General features: G+C 72.6%; 9 protein-coding genes. 3 read left to right on the forward strand and 6 right to left on the reverse strand.

Annotation, left to right across the window (positions count from 1 at the left end; genetic code table 11):
* Nucleotides 1–2: 2 nt before the first annotated feature.
* Nucleotides 3–4,229: an alpha-(1->3)-arabinofuranosyltransferase gene (locus tag JIG36_RS04270; RefSeq protein WP_203374633.1), complete on the forward strand. Its 4,227-nt coding sequence runs from the start codon at nucleotides 3–5 to the stop codon at nucleotides 4,227–4,229.
* Here the strand turns inward: JIG36_RS04270 and JIG36_RS04275 are convergent.
* Complete coding sequence (locus tag JIG36_RS04275) at nucleotides 4,151–5,350, reverse strand: acyltransferase family protein (RefSeq protein ID WP_203374634.1); 1,200 nt, start codon at nucleotides 5,348–5,350, stop codon at nucleotides 4,151–4,153. The two genes, JIG36_RS04270 and JIG36_RS04275, sit on opposite strands and share 79 nt — an antisense overlap.
* Before the next feature lie 110 nt (nucleotides 5,351–5,460).
* On the opposite strand from JIG36_RS04275, the gene pgfA reads away from it, so the two are divergent.
* A complete protein-coding gene (pgfA, locus tag JIG36_RS04280; RefSeq protein WP_203374635.1) occupies nucleotides 5,461–6,516 on the forward strand; it encodes a cell envelope lipid trafficking protein PgfA in 1,056 nt (351 codons plus the stop codon).
* A gap of 51 nt (nucleotides 6,517–6,567) precedes the next feature.
* Here the strand turns inward: pgfA and JIG36_RS04285 are convergent, their stop codons facing one another.
* The 3 genes from JIG36_RS04285 to JIG36_RS04295 all read right to left on the reverse strand — a co-directional run bounded on the left by JIG36_RS04285 (nucleotide 6,568) and on the right by JIG36_RS04295 (nucleotide 12,142).
* On the reverse strand, nucleotides 6,568–6,945 hold the full coding sequence (locus JIG36_RS04285) for a hypothetical protein (RefSeq protein WP_203374636.1): 378 nt from the start codon (nucleotides 6,943–6,945) through the stop codon (nucleotides 6,568–6,570).
* An 88-nt stretch (nucleotides 6,946–7,033) separates the two neighbouring features.
* The gene (locus JIG36_RS04290; RefSeq protein WP_203374637.1) at nucleotides 7,034–11,206 is read right to left on the reverse strand and encodes a polymorphic toxin-type HINT domain-containing protein; all 4,173 of its coding nucleotides are present in this window, start codon (nucleotides 11,204–11,206) and stop codon (nucleotides 7,034–7,036) included.
* 264 nt (nucleotides 11,207–11,470) lie between these two features.
* A complete protein-coding gene (locus tag JIG36_RS04295; protein WP_203374638.1) occupies nucleotides 11,471–12,142 on the reverse strand; it encodes an SDR family NAD(P)-dependent oxidoreductase in 672 nt (223 codons plus the stop codon).
* Nucleotides 12,143–12,208: 66 nt separating this feature from the next.
* On the opposite strand from JIG36_RS04295, the gene JIG36_RS04300 reads away from it, so the two are divergent.
* Complete coding sequence (locus tag JIG36_RS04300) at nucleotides 12,209–12,805, forward strand: TetR/AcrR family transcriptional regulator (RefSeq protein ID WP_203374639.1); 597 nt, start codon at nucleotides 12,209–12,211, stop codon at nucleotides 12,803–12,805.
* Nucleotides 12,806–12,815: 10 nt separating this feature from the next.
* Here JIG36_RS04300 and JIG36_RS04305 read toward each other — a convergent pair whose 3' ends face one another.
* Nucleotides 12,816–13,619: an inositol monophosphatase family protein gene (locus JIG36_RS04305; RefSeq protein ID WP_203374640.1), complete on the reverse strand. Its 804-nt coding sequence runs from the start codon at nucleotides 13,617–13,619 to the stop codon at nucleotides 12,816–12,818.
* Between the two features lie 17 nt (nucleotides 13,620–13,636).
* Nucleotides 13,637–14,473, reverse strand: a complete 837-nt coding sequence (locus tag JIG36_RS04310) for a sugar-binding transcriptional regulator (RefSeq protein ID WP_203374641.1) — start codon at nucleotides 14,471–14,473, stop codon at nucleotides 13,637–13,639.
* Between the last annotated feature and the right edge of the window lie 11 nt (nucleotides 14,474–14,484).

Raw genomic sequence — 14,484 nt, forward strand, 5'->3', positions numbered from 1 at the left:
ACATGCGGACGGCAGTGAAATCGTCGGTCGACGATGGCGTTCCGCGCTCCGTCTGGCGTTTGCGTCTCGTGGCCGTCTGCGCGGCATTGACCGCCGTCGCCTTCCTGCAGGATCCCGGTTCGATCGCCATCGATACCAAGGTGGACCTGGTGATCGACCCGGCGGGCTGGCTCGGCCGGGCGCTGCACGTGTGGGACCCGGCCGGAACATTCGGTCAATTGCAAAATCAGGCGTACGGCTACCTGTGGCCGATGGGCCCGTTCTTCCTCCTCGGCAAGCTGCTCGCCATCCCGGCCTGGGTGGTCCAGCGGCTCTGGTGGGCGCTGCTGCTCAGCGTCGCCTTCACCGGCCTGGTCGCGCTGGCCGAGCGGCTGCGGATCGGCACCCCGTGGGCCCGCGTGATCGCCGGGGTCGCCTTCGCGCTCTCGCCCCGCCTGCTCACCGAGCTGGGCCCGATCTCGGTCGAGGCCTGGCCGACCGCTCTCGCGCCCTGGGTGCTGGTGCCGCTGATCGCGCTGCGCGACGGCACCACGTCGGTGCGCCGCGCGGTGACCCGTTCGGCGCTGGTCGTGGCCTGCGCGGGCGGCGTGAACGCGACCGCCGTGCTGGCCATGGTGCCCTTGGCCGCGCTGTGGCTGGCCGGCCTGCGCCCGGCCCGGCTCCGGTTCGTCGCGCTGGCCGCCTGGGGGGCCGCCGTCGCCGCCGCCACCGCCTGGTGGCTGGTCCCGCTGCTGCTGCTCGGCCGCTACAGCCCGCCGTTCCTCGACTACATCGAGACCGCGGCCGTGACGACCGCGCCGACCGACGCGGTGACCGTGCTGCGCGGCGCCTCGCACTGGCACGCCTACCTGACCAGCGCCTTCGGTCCGTTGTGGCCGGCCGCGTGGCGGCTCGCCACCGAGCACGCGATCGTCGTCGCCACCCTGGTCGTGGCCGGTCTGGGCCTGGCCGGGCTGGCCCGCCGCGGCATCCCGCACCGCTGGTTCCTGATCACCGGGCTGCTGGCCGGGCTCGCCCTGGTCGGCCTCGGGCACGTCGGCGCGGTCGGCGGCCTGTTCGACGAGTCGCAGCGCGCGTTCCTCGACGGCGCCGGCGCCCCGCTGCGCAACGTCCACAAGTTCGACGTCGTACTGCGCCTGCCGCTGGCCCTCGGCCTGGCCCACCTGATCGGGCTGGCCCTGCGCTCGGCCCGCACCGCCGGCGAGCCGCAGCGCCGCCCGGCCCGGCTGCGGGCGGGCGTGGTGACCGGCGCCGCGCTGGTCGCGATCGCCGGCGTCGCCAGCCCGGCGCTGGCCGGTGGCCTGGTGCCGCCCGGAAGCTTCACCGAGGTCCCTGGCTACTGGCGGGACGCCTCGGCCTGGCTCGACCGCAACCTCGACGAGGAGCAGGTGCTCGTGGTGCCGGGCGCCCGGTTCCCGCAATACCTGTGGGGCCGCCCGAGCGACGAGATCACCCAGGCCCTGCTGCACAGCCGGTGGGGCGTGCGCAACGCCATCCCGCTCACCCCACCGGCCACGATCCGGCTGCTCGACGCGATCGAGGAGGTGGTCTCCAGCGGCTCCGGCTCCCCCGGGCTGGCCGACCTGCTGACCCGCTCGGGCGTGCGCTACCTGCTGGTGCGATCCGACCTCAACTACGGCCGGGCCCAGGCCACCGAGCCGATCATCACCCGGCAGGCCCTGGCCCGCTCGCCCGGGCTCAAACCGGTCGCCACGTTCGGCCCCACGGTCGGTGGTGGCGGTCTGCCCGGCGTCTTCATCGACGACGGCCTCGACGTCCGTGTCCCCGCCCTCGAGGTGTGGCGGGTCGACGGGGTGGTCAAACCGGTTTCCGCGTACGACGCGAGCAGCCTCACCACCGTGGTCGGCGGACCCGAATCCCTGCTCGCGGCCGCGTCCGCCGGAAAGCTCTCCGACGGCCCGACGGTGCTCGCCGGCGACCGGCCGGACGACCTGGGCGCCGGTCCCGTGGTGATGACCGACGGGATGCGCCGCCGCGAGGTCGCGTTCGGCATGGCCGCCGACCGGGCCTCGGCCACGCTCGAAGCCGGCGACGACGGCCGCCTCGACGCCCCCGCCCGCGACTACCTGCCCGAGTGGGGCGACAGCCAGGACACCGTGGTGCGCTACGAGGGCATCCGCAGCGTGCGCGCCTCGACCGCCTACTCCGAGGCCGACCCGCTGGTCGGTGCACGCCCGGCCCACCAGCCGTTCGCGGCGCTGGACGGCAACCCGGCCACCTCCTGGCGGTCCGCGCCCGGCGCCGGATCGGCCGGGCAGTGGCTCGAGGTCGAACTGCCGCAGCGGCGCGTCATCAGCAGCGTCGGGCTCACCCTCGACCAGGGCACCGACTCGCTGCCGACCCAGGTCACCATCGCGGCCGGGCTCAACGAGCCGGTCACCCGCGAGCTGTTCGGCACCACCGTGACCATCCCGCTGCCCGGCGACCTGCCCGCCGACAAGATCCGGATCACCGTGGACGAGGTCCGCGACGTGCGGCTGGGCTACGGTGGGGTCGGCTTCACCGAGGTGAGCATCCCCGGGGTGGTGGCGCAGCGCACCCTGGCCGTGCCGGCGTCGCCGGTGGCCAACCGGGCGGCGGCGATGGTGTTCAGCGCCGCACCGTCCACACCGGCCTGTTACTTCGCGTCGGGCCGCCCCTACTGCTCGGGCGGCAAGGCCCGCGCTTCGGAGGACGGCGGCTACATCGACCGCAGCGTCCAGGCGCCCGCGACCGCCCGCTACACGGTCTCGGTGCGGGCCCGCCCCAAGGCCGGGCCGGCGCTCAACGCGCTGCTCGACCCGAGCGGGGCCGCCTCGGTGACCCGCGGCATCGTGCCCAGCGTGACCGCCTCCAGCAGCGGCGTGCCCGACCCGGCGGCCCGGCCCGGCGTGGTGGCCGACGGCGACGCCGGCACCACCTGGTTCGCCTCCGACGAAGACAAGAGCCCGTGGCTGCGGCTCGGCTTCCTCAAGCCGCGGCAGGTCAACGGCATCCGGGTCCGGCTGGCCGACGGGGTTGCGGCGTCGCGGGCGTGGCAGGTCACCGTGCTCGGCGACAACGGCGTCCGCACCGGCTATCTCGACGAGGGCGGCTCGTTGCGCTTCGAGCCGCCGCTGCGCACCGGGGCGATCACCGTGCTGTTCGCGAGCGCCCTGCCGTCCCGGTCGCTCGACCCCTACCGCGACACCAGCCGCGAGCTGCCGATCGGCGTGAGCGAGCTGACCGTGCTGGACGACCCGCCCGCCCAGCGGGCCGACATGGATCGCCCGGTCTATCTCAAGTGCGGCTCCGGTCCCACCGTGTCGGTCGACGGCGCGCGGCGCACCACCGAGCTGGTGGCCAGCCGCCGCGACCTGCTCGAGATGCGCGAGGTCGGGGCCCGGCTGTGCGGGCCGGCCGCGGCCACCCCGGTTCCGGTGACGGAGGGCCCGACCCGGGTGGTGGCCGTCGCGTCGTCCGCCGCCGACCCGGTGCGGCTCAACCTGACCCCGCTGCGCGGGCCGGAATCAGGCCAGGGCGCGGGCGAGAGCGAGACCCAGGCGAGCACGGAGAGCCCCGTACGCGTCGACGAATGGTCCTCGACGATGCGCAAGCTGCACCTGGACGCCTCCCCCACCCAGCGCGTGCTCGCGATGCGCGAGAACACCAACCCGGGCTGGGAGGCGACGCTGGCCGGGCAGACGCTGCGCCCGCTGATCGTGGACGGCTGGCAGCAGGGCTGGATCGTTCCACCCGGCCCGGGCGGCGAGGTGACGCTGAAGTTCGGGCCCGATCAGACCTTCGGGATCGCTCTGGGCGCGGGCGCGGTTCTGCTCACCGGCGTCGCGGTGGCCGCCGTGATCCCGTCCCGGCAGCTGGCGCCCGCGGTCGTGCTGCCCGGGCGGCGCCGCCGGCGCTGGCTGATCCCGCCGCTGGTCGGCGGCGCGGCGCTGCTCCTGATCGGCGGGGTGACCGCGGCCGGGCTGGCCGCGCTGGGCCTGGCCGTCGTAGTGACCTCGCGCGCGTTGCGGCCCCACCTGGACACCCGCGACCGGCAGTGGCTGCGGGGCGTGGTCGGCTGGGCCCGGTTCCTGCTGCCGGTGGTGCTGTTCGCGCTGGCCGGCTGGTTCGCGGTGACCCAGGAGTCGCCGCACACGGCGGCGCTGCCTCAGCTGGCCGCGGTCGCCGCCGGGGTCGCACTCTGGCTCTCGGTGCTCTTCCCGGGCGGCCGCCGGCGACGGCGGTGACCGAGCCGCAGGAAGGGCTTCTCGATCAGGTAGTAGCTGAGCGCGGCCAGCAGCAGTCCGCCGGCGACGGTGGCGGCATAGGTCCAGCCGAAGTCGCCGGTGAACTCGGGCCGGCCCGGGATCACGTAGATCATCTCGAGGACGAACGGGTGCCAGAGGAACAGCCCGTACGAGACCAGGCCGAACCACCGGGCGAAACCCGAGCCGAAGGCCTCCTTGGTGCGGGTCGGCGGCCCGAAGGCCAGCGGCAGCGTGACCAGGACAGCGATCGCCGTGTAGATCAGCACCTTGAAACCGAACTGGGTGGCGGTGGGCTCGGTCAGGTCGCGCGGGCCGGCGATCGGCGTGGTCGCGATGCCCAGCAGCGCCACCGCCGTCGCCCAGCAGGCCAGCGGCGCCCGGCCGAGGTCGTCGAGGAACCGCCAGCGGGGCAGGTAGCCGTTGCTCAGCGACACGTGCACGGAGGCCAGCGCCATGCCCGCCCCGAACCAGATCGCATAGGACGGCAGCCAGGTGGTGTGCCGGCTCAGCGACAGCACCCCGGCACTCAGCAGCACGATCCAGGTCGCCGAGACCGCGGCCGACACGGCCAGGATCAGCACCGGCCGCCCGGCCCGCCGCCTGCCCCGCAACGCGAGCGCGGCCAGCAGGGGCAGCAGCAGATAGAAGACGGCCTCGGTGGCCAGGCTCCAGGTGTGCCCGAGGGCGTGCCTGAGCCCGTACGTCTCGTAGATCTGGGTCAGCGTGAGGTGACGCGCCCAGTCGGCGCCCGACGCGTCGTGGTTGCGCGGCACCAGCAGCAGGCAGACCGCAACCGTGACCCAGTAGGCGGGCAGGATGCGCAGGGCGCGTCGCCAGAGATAGGTTCCGGCGCCCGGCAGCGGCTGCGCGGTCGCCCGGGCGTGGGCCCACGGGCGGAACAGCAGGAAGCCGGAGAGCACGAAGAAGATCGCCACTCCGACGTCGAGCCGGGACAGCCAGCCGCCCCAGAAACCGTCGCCGACATTGACCCCCGTGGCGAACCCGACGTGGTGCGCGACCACCGCCAAGGCCCCGATCACCCGTACCGCATCGAGTGGTGGGAGTCGATGGAGGGACCGATTTGAAACCGGTACAGACATTAACCGTCCAAGGGGTCGCGCAACTATGTAACTGGCGAGTAACCTGCGCCCATTATGGGTGATCGGGCCGTGCGGGGATACCGGCCGATTGATAACGATGGGAGGGCTCTGTGAGGGCTCGCTGGGGCGCCGCGCTGTTCGGAATCGGTGTCTTCGCCGTGGTCATCGCGGCTGGTTGTGCTTTCTACGTCGCGCCGTCGGTGGCGCGCCTGCCTTACGACCTGGCGCTGTGCAAGCCGGACCAGACGTCGGACTGCCTGCGGCCCAGTGTGGCCGAGGCTCAGGGCGCCAAGTTCCTGCAGACCAAGGGCGGCGACACTCCGGTCGTGGCGATTCAGACCGGCACGCTGCGGTCGACGACCGAGATCTCGCCCCAGCCCGACCTCACGAACACCGAGATGACCGGTGACCTCGAGGGCGAGGCCGTGGTCTGGAACGGCTACGGCACGGTCACGTGGGTCGAGACGGGCGAGATGGTCAGCCAGTACAAGGCCGGCATCGCTCTCGACCGCGACTCGGCGGCCGCGGTCGACTGGAAAGACCAATATCTGCAGGACGCCGGCCCCGACGTGAACACGCCGGTCGAGTTCTCCGGCCAGCTCTACAAGTTCCCGTTCGGCACGGAGAAGAAGGACTACGAATACTTCGACCGTGACCTGCGCAAGGCCATGCCCATCCAATACCAGGGCACCGAGAAGATCGACGGCCTCGAGACGTACCGGTTCCAGCAGGTCGTTCCGGAGACCCCGCTCAACTTCTCCGAGGAGCGGCTGGCCGGTCTGCTCGCCACGTTCGCCCCGGGCGCCGAGAGCGGCCAGGTCAACTACAGCAACACCCGCACCATCTGGGTCGAGCCGGTCTCCGGCACCTTCATCAAGGTGCAGGAGCAGCAGAAGAAGACGCTGGTGCCCGAAACCGGCGCGCCGACCCAGCTGCTGGACGGCAACTTCATCTACACCGAAGACACGGTCGCCCACAACGTGAAGTCGGCCGGCGACACCAAGAGCGGCGTCCTGCTGATCAGCCGCACGCTGCCGATCAGCCTCGCGATCATCGGCGCCCTGCTACTGATCCTGGGTCTGGTGCTGGTGACCACCGGCCGCCGGGCCTCGGCGCGGCACCGCGTCGAGGAGATCAGCGAGACCGAGGCCGAAGCCAAGGCCTGATCTGTTTGTGTGTTGAAACGGCCCCGGGTTCCCGGGGCCGTTTCCTTTCACCTATTTGATCGTCAGGTTCTGGCAGTGCTCCTGCAGCAGGGCCAGGGCCCGCTCCGAGACGGTCAGACCCTGACTTCGCTCGTACGAGAAGTCGGCCTCGGGGGTTTCCTCGACCACCAGGCGTACGAGGTCGGGCGGGGTCTGTCCCTCCTCGACACCGAACGCGCCCTCGCCGTAGTAGCCGCGGGCCAGGCCCGTACGGAAGCCGGTGAGCCCCGCGTCGGACAGCGCGGTCACCAGCACCGGGGTCGCGACCAGCTCGGGCGGACGGCCGGCCAGGGCGTCGGGCTCCCACGAGAGCTCGACGGCCAGCACGCCGCCCTCCTCCTCTTCGGCGAGGTCCCAGGCCGGGTCGGGGTCGATCTCGAATCGGCTCATGGCGTCGAACCTACCTTCATCCTCTCCGCGGCCTTCACCGGATCCGCGGCGTTCTCTCATCGGATCCGGTGAAGGCCGCGGCGTTCTCTCATCGGATCCGCGGCTCGAACCAGTGGCCCAGCAGGTCGTCGACCTGGGACGCGTAGTCGAGCACCTCCTGCTTGGTCGGGCTCGGATGGGTCTTGTAGAAGTCGTTCCAGGCCAGCCGGATCGCGCTCAGGTGCACCCGGTTGTTGACGACACCCTTCGGGATGCCGCGCAGGTTCTCGACCGAGTGCAGCTCGTCGGCCGTGAACAGGCCGGGGTACTTCTTGAGCACGCTCTGCTCGACCGCGTGGTGCACCCAGACGTTGCCCCGGGTGCCGGCGTTCGCGTTATAGAACGTCTCCGTGTAGTTGTGGTTGCCGGCCGCATTGCCGACGGTCGCCGGTTTGCGGGTCGGGATGGTCTTGGGCAGGCTGTTCGGCACGGTCCCGCACGGGATCAGCGAGATGTTGTGGACGAGCAGCGCCAGGCCGTCCGGCACCACGTAATACGTGTGGAACTCGGCGACGGTCAGGTTGTAGACGTGGGCCCACTGCCGGCGCTCCCGGATCGCCTCGACGGTGACCCGCTCGCCCTGCGGCGTCAGCAGATCGGCCCCGGGCACCAGCTTTCCGGCCTCGATCCACTCGCCCAGGTTCGGCGCCCAGAACGGGTGGTTGTCGGTGGCGGTGAGCCGGGTGGTGCGGCCCTCGGCCCGTACGGTCAGCTCGACCAGCGTCTTGTCGCCGGAGCGGCTGATGGTCTCGGTGACCGGCTTGGCGGCGGTCTGCCCGGTCACCGGGTCCGAGGCCAGCACCAGGTCGCCGACCCGGACGTCCTCGATCGGTTTGCGTGACCCGTCGGCCAGCAGCACCGGTGTGCCGGCGACGAAGCTGTTCGGCGGCGGCATCGGGATGACCGGGCAGCCGTTGCGGTGCCGGACGGCCGAGATCAGGTCTTCGGCCTTCTTGCGCGCGGCCTTGAGCCCGTCCAGGAAACGCAGGATCTTCGGCGCCAGCTTGGCCAGCTTGGCCGTGGCGCCCAGGATCTTGCCGACCGGGAGCATCCCGACGAGCGTCCACAGACACGCCTCGACGTTGCCCTCGAGCACACACTTCTTGATGTCGCCGATGCCGGAGAGCTCCTCGAACAGCTCCCAGGCGTTCTCCTTGAGGAAGTCCAGCAGCCCCTTGTCGGCCTCGGACTTGGCCTGCAGGTACTGCTCGCGCTCCTCCGGGGTCAGCGAGTCGAGCAGCGCCTGCTCCTCCTCGCCCGACGGCAGGTCACCGTTGTCGGCGACCCCGTTGGCCAGCGCCTCGGCGGCGCGTTGCCGGTCGGCCGCCTCGGCCCGCTCGGCCGCCTGCTGCGCCTCCGTGGCCAGCTGCACGGCGCTGTTGGCGGCGACCGCGGCGGAATCCGCGTAGTCCTGCGCGCTGTCGGCGGCCCGCTGGGCCCGGGTGGCGTCGGCCTCGGCCCGGCTCGCCGCCCCCTGCGCGGCCGCGGCGTCGCTCTCGGCCGCGCTCGCGGCGCTGCCCGCGGCGTCGGCCGCGGCCTGCGCCGCCTGGGCCGCCTGCCCCGCGATGGCGGCGTCGTTGGCCGCCTCGTTCGCGGCCTGCCGGGCCGCGAGCGCGTCGGCCTTGGCTTGGGCGTCGGCGCGGGCGGCACTGGCCGCCGCGTTCCGGGCGGCAGCTCCGTCCGCAGCCGCCGCAGCCGCTGCCTTCTTCGCCTCGGCCGCCGCCGCAGCCGCATCGGCCGCCGACTTGGCCGCCGCCGCAGCGGCGTTGAATGCCGGCTTGACCTGCTCGTTGGCCGTCTGCGCGGCCGCTGCGGCCCGCTGCGCCGCGAGGTTCGCCTCGGCTGCTCGCTGCGCGGCGGCCGCCGCCTGCTCCTCGCCGATGCTCTGCGCCTGCTCGGCGACCAGCCGCACGAAGTCGGCATCGATGTCGTCCCCGGTGAACGGCGCGACCATGCCGATGGCGGTGTTGGCCGGCTCGGCGATGCCGGCCGACGACTGCCGGGCGGCCGCGGCCGCGTTGACCGCGATGTCGGCCTGAGCCGCCGCCGCCACGGCCTCGGTCGTCGCCGCGTTCGCCTCGTCGCGGGTGCGGTTGGCCGACCACAGGGCCTGCACCGACTCGTTGGCCGCCTTCTCGGCCAGGCTCACCGCGGCCTGCGCGGCCTTGGCCGCCTTGACCTCCTGGGCCGTGGCCACGGCGGCCTTCGCGTCGGCCCGCAGCCGGGCCGCGTGGGTCTGCTTGGCTCCGGCCTCGGCCCGGTCGGCAGCGGCGTCGGCCGCATCGGCGGCAGCCTGCGCGGCCTCGGCCGCGGCCCACGCACGTTCGGCTGCGCCCTGGGCCCGGTTGGCGGCGGCGCGGGCGTTGGCCGCAGCGCCGGTGGCACCATTGGCCGCCGAGCGCGCGGACCGCGCGGCCGTGCCGGCCGTGCCCGCCTCGGCGGCGGCCGTGTCGGCCTGGCGCTGCGCCTCCTGGCGCTCGCTCTCGGTCGCGGCGCTGGCGACACCGGCCCGCATGGCGGCCGCACGCGCCTTCGCGCTCTGCTCGGCGCGCTCGGCCGCCATCGCCTCGTCGCGGGCGATGCGGGCCTGGTTCTCCTGGTTCCACGCGCGGGTCGCGGCGGCGCCGGCGGCCTGGTCGGCCGACTCGGCCCGCTGCCGGGCACCGGCCGCGGCGGCCGCCTGGGCCTCGGCGGCGGCCCGCTGCGAACGGGCGACCGACGCCTGCTGCTCGGCGATCGCGCGCTGACGCTCGGCCTCGGCCCGCTCGGACTCGGCGATCTGCCGCTGCCGCTTGGCCTCGGCCGCCTGCGCCTCGGCCTCCTGCCGCTCCTTGCGGGTGCGCTCGGCCGCGGCCCACGCGGCGGCCTCGGCCGCTTCGGCCTCCTGGCGGGCCTTCTTCGTGCGCGCGGCGGCGGTCTTGGCCGCCTCGGCCTGGCGCTTGGCGGCGTCGGCGAGCTTGGCCGCGGCCTTGGCGTGCTCCTCCGCATGCTGACGCCACTTGATCGCCTGCTGCGCGTGCGCATCGGCCTGAGCCTGAGCGCCCTGCGCGTTGTTGGTCGCGATGGTCGCGTCGATCGCGTAGCCGGCGGTGGTGGCGGCGCCCTGCGCGGCCTCGACGGCCGAGTTCATGCCGTTGACGATCAGCGACCACTCCGCGCCGTACGTGAGCCCGGTGTCGATCAGGTCGTCGGCCGCCGAGTTGGCGATGGCGGCCGCTTCGGACGACCGCTGGGCGGCCTCCTGCGCGGCCCGGATCTGGTTGGCCGTCTGCGTCTTGGCGGCGTTCAGCTCGGTAGCCTTGGCCGCCGCGGTTCCCGGCCCGGCCAGCACGCGGTCGGCCTGCCGGGCGGCATTCGCGGCGCCGGCCATGGCGTTCGACGCACGCTGCAGTTCCCGTACGGCGTCACCATGCGCGACCAGCAACCGGGTGCGCGCCTGCGAGGCCCGCTGGGCGCGCTGGGCCAGATCGGACAGCTCCTCGGCCGCCTTGTTGCGGGCCTCCAGATCCTTCAGGTATTGCTCGCGAGCAGCCGCGTCGGCCTTGGCCGCGGCCAGATATCCCGTCTTCCAGAACTCCGCGACGGCGGCGTCGTCCCCGGCCAGCGCTGCCTCGGCCGCGGCCCGGACCTGCGACTCGGCCGGGGCGGCGGCGATCAGGATCCGGACCCGCTCGCGCAGCTGGGTGGCGCGGGCCCGCGCGTCGGCGGCGACCTTCTCGTCACGGGCGCGGGCGATGTCGGCCCCGTACTCCAGGAACGCCGCCCGGTCGCTGTCCGAGCCGGCCAGGACCCGCTGCACCTCGGCGTTGAAGTAGGCGCCGCCCGTACCGGCCATGGCCCTGATGCGGGCCAGGTTGTCGGCCGCCTCCTGCTTCTTGCGGGCCGCGATCTGCGTCTCCAGCTGCCGCTTCTCGACGGTCGCGAACTGCATGATCCGCTGGCTGTCGCCGGAGGTCAGCGCGACCACGGCGGCGGCCCGCACCTCGGGTTCGGGCGACAGCTCGGCCACGTCGGCCACGGCCTTGCGCCACCGTTCGGCGGTGAGGTCGATGCCGGTCGTGCCGTCCCAGTTCTCGGTGTCCAGCGGCGGCACCGGGATCGGCGCTTCCCCAGCGAGCAATGCGAGAAGCGGGTTCTCCGGCGCCTTGGCTGCGGCCGGTGGGGCGTGGAGTCCGGCGAGGACCAGAAGCAGGGCGAGCGCCGCCATCAGCAGCGCGCGCACCCGTGACAAGGGTTTCACGAGAGGGGTTTCCGTTCGAGTCGTGGGCACGTCGGAACGCGCGTCCGCTGGTTGCGCGGACACGCGGTTTCGCACTTTCCTGATGCCGTTGACGAGCCCGAACGGACGCCACCGGCGGCGTTGGTCAGCCGGCTGGCGCGTTCATGTGGTCCCCCGTTATGAGCCCAAGGCTTAGACGTTCTCCGATGTGTCGGCGTGATCTAAGCACGAAAGGCCCGCTCGTTCCATCCCGTCCCGTCCGGATCTCTACCAGGGGACGGTGACGCCATGGCGGTCGAGGAACTGGAGCCCCGGCGCCCCCGCCTGGGTTTCGAGAACGTCGGCCACCTCCCGCATGCTGTCGGCCGGCTCGAGTTCCGCCCCAGGCCCGCCGAGCTCGGTGCGGTTGTGCCCGGGGTCGATGAGCAGCTTGGTGTGCCCGTCGCCGTCATGCCGGGTGGCATAGCTGCGCATCAGCTGGTTGAGCGCCGCCTTGCTGGCTTTGTAGAGCTCGTAGCCGCCCTCGGTGTTCCGCGAGATGCTGCCCTGCTCGGACGACATGACCGCGACCGTTCCGCCCGGCACGACGAGATCGCGCAGCGCCGCCAGAACACGCAGCGGGCTCAGCGCGTTGGTGACCATCACCTCGGTGAACATCGCGGTCGGGACCAGGTCGATCGGCAGATCACCCCGGTCGATCGCCGCGTTGACAAAGAGCAGATCGAACCGCGCACCGCCGAGGCGCCCGCGCAGTGCCGCCAACTGCTCGGCGCTGGTCATCTCCAGCGTCTCCACGGCCACCTCGGGCAGGTCTCCCCCGCCGGAACGGATGGTGGCGGTCACCTGCCAGCCGCGCCGGTCGAGCTCCTTGACCAGGGCGAGCCCGAGCCCGCGCGAGGCACCGATGACGAGGGCGTGGCGCTTTCCTTCACTGTTCATGCCCCGCAGATTAGTCGCAACGTTGCGTCTAGACAATACGTTGCGTCTAGCCTTTAGCCTGGGTAGATGACCCCTCCCCGCCGGCCCCACCCCGGCAACCGGCGCGACGAGAACGCCCGCCTGGATGTGCTGCACGCCGCCGACGACCTGCTCGTGGAACACGGCTTCAAGGCCTTGACCATCGAGGCCATCGCCCGCCGGGCCGGTGTCGCGAAACAGACGATCTACCGCTGGTGGCCGTCAAAGGTCGACATCCTGCTGGACACCTTGATCGAGGACAGCGAGAAGCGTTTCCCCGTTCCCCTCCCCGACGCGAACGTGACGGCCGCAGTCGTCCGTGACTACCTGCGCGCATTCTCCCGGTTCCTCGTCGACGACCTCGCCGGGAAGGTCTTGCTGGCGCTCATGGCCGAGGCCCAGCACGATCCCGCGACCGCCGCCAGCCTGCGCGAGCGTTACCTCGACCCGCGCCGCGCTCAAGAGCGGGACATGCTCTCCCGCGGCGTCGAGACCGGCGAGTTCACACCCCGGCTCGATGCCGACAGCGCCATGGACGTGATCGCCGGGACGCTCCTCTACCGGGCCTCGACCGGATCAGGCATCCCCGACACCTTGCTCGACACTCTCATCGAAGACGTCCTCAAGCCGGCGCCCAACATGTGAGTGGAGCGGATCAGTCCTTTCGTGCGCGCTGGTTGGCGATCAGGGCCAGCAGGGCGGCGTGGGTCTGCTCGTCGGCGGCCGCCACGAGACCGCCTGCTCCGGTGTGGATGGGCCGGCCGTCGATCCCGGTGACGACACAACCGGCCGCCTGGCAGAGGGCGATTCCGGCCGCGAAGTGAACGCTGTCGCGCAGGTGACCATCGGTGACGTAGGCGGCGCGGCGGCCGGCGGCGACCCAGGCCACGGCCAGCGTGGTGGAGACGACCCGGGGGCGGAACCGTTCGATGAATCCCTCGTCAGCCAGCATCCGGGCCGCCGAGAAGACCCCGTGATTGGGAAACGGCGGGTCGAGATTGACGTCGACCAGCTGCGACTCGGCCGAGGGGGTGAGTCGCTCGTCCATTCCATCGCGACGCACGTACGCAGCGGCACCGTCGGTCCAGAACACCTCGTTCGTGAACGGGTCGGCGGAGGCGGCCACCGTGGCTTGCCCGCGTGTTCGTAGCGCCACATTCACCGAGGCCAGCATGTTCCGCACGGCGTAGTTCAATGTTCCGCACAGCGGGTCGACCAACCACAGTCGATCGGCCGCTCCGCCGCCGGTGTGCCCGCTTTCCTCACCCAGGACACGATCCTCCGGCCGCGCCGCACGCAAGACATCGATGATGGCCTTCTCGGCCTCGACGTCGGCCGTGGTGGCGAAGTCACCAGCGGACTTCTGGAAGCGTGTCAGCGCTGATCCGTAGTACGAGCGGACGACCGTGGCACCGGCTTCCGCCGCTTCGATGACCAGGTCCTGGTCGGTGATCGACATGCAGTGACCATAAATGTTCAGCGTGGCGGCCGGTCGGAAGGTGGCGGCTCCAGCAGAGACTGAGCCGTGGCCAGGTCGGTTATCAGGACGTTGACCCAACCGCCGAGCAGGGCCGCCCGGATGGCGTCCCGCTTCTCCGGGCCGCCGGCCAGGCCGATGCGGCGCGGGACGGCCCGCAGCGCCGACTGGTCGATACCGATCACGCGGTTGTCCAGGTCGTTCGGCACCGCCTCGCCGGCCGCGTCGAAGAAGCGGTGGCACACGTCGCCGACCGCGCCCGCCGCCCGCAGGGCCGCCTGGTCGGCCGGGCCGACCGCGTTGCCGCTCTGGCGCAGGAACTCCGACGGTGGCAGGCGGCCGATGCCGACCAGGACCATCGTCAGCGACGCCCACTCGGCCGTGATGGCCTCCATGGCGGGCTCGGCCAGCAGGCCGTCGCGGATCTGCCGGCTGCCGGCCAGGCCCGGCGCGGGAACGAAGGTGGCGGTCGCGCCGAGCATCTGGGCCAGGTGGTCGAGCAGGCGGTTGGCCCGGGCCTGGGCCGAGGTGACGCCGAGGCCGCCGATCAGCTGGACCACGCTGTCGGCGCCGGCCACGCGCAGCGGGCGCATGTGCTCCACCACCGACAGCAGCGTCTGGCTCCACGGGGAGATGCCGATGCGTTCGCCTCCGGTCAGGACCGACTCCAGGTAGGCCGCGCCGGCCGCACCCGGACCGTCGTCGGCGACCACCGCCTCGGCCAGGCCGTAACGCGCCTCCAGGGCCTCCTCGACCTCGGGGTGGATGCCGGGCGAGACCACCACGACCGTACGCACGATGCCCAGCTCGGCCGCCCGCTTGAGCAACCGGGACACACGTGGCTGGG

The organism is Paractinoplanes ovalisporus, from assembly GCF_016834655.1.
Taxonomy (GTDB): domain Bacteria; phylum Actinomycetota; class Actinomycetes; order Mycobacteriales; family Micromonosporaceae; genus Actinoplanes; species Actinoplanes ovalisporus.

Excerpts from the sequence above, each read along its gene's own strand:
- JIG36_RS04270 (WP_203374633.1), top strand. The coding sequence starts at position 3 with ATGCGGACGGCAGTGAAATCGTCGGTCGACGATGGCGTTCCGCGCTCC.
- JIG36_RS04305 (WP_203374640.1), bottom strand. The coding sequence starts at position 13,619 with ATGTCGATCACCGACCAGGACCTGGTCATCGAAGCGGCGGAAGCCGGT.
- JIG36_RS04275 (WP_203374634.1), bottom strand. The coding sequence starts at position 5,350 with ATGTCTGTACCGGTTTCAAATCGGTCCCTCCATCGACTCCCACCACTC.
- JIG36_RS04300 (WP_203374639.1), top strand. The coding sequence starts at position 12,209 with ATGACCCCTCCCCGCCGGCCCCACCCCGGCAACCGGCGCGACGAGAAC.
- JIG36_RS04295 (WP_203374638.1), bottom strand. The coding sequence starts at position 12,142 with ATGAACAGTGAAGGAAAGCGCCACGCCCTCGTCATCGGTGCCTCGCGC.
- JIG36_RS04285 (WP_203374636.1), bottom strand. The coding sequence starts at position 6,945 with ATGAGCCGATTCGAGATCGACCCCGACCCGGCCTGGGACCTCGCCGAA.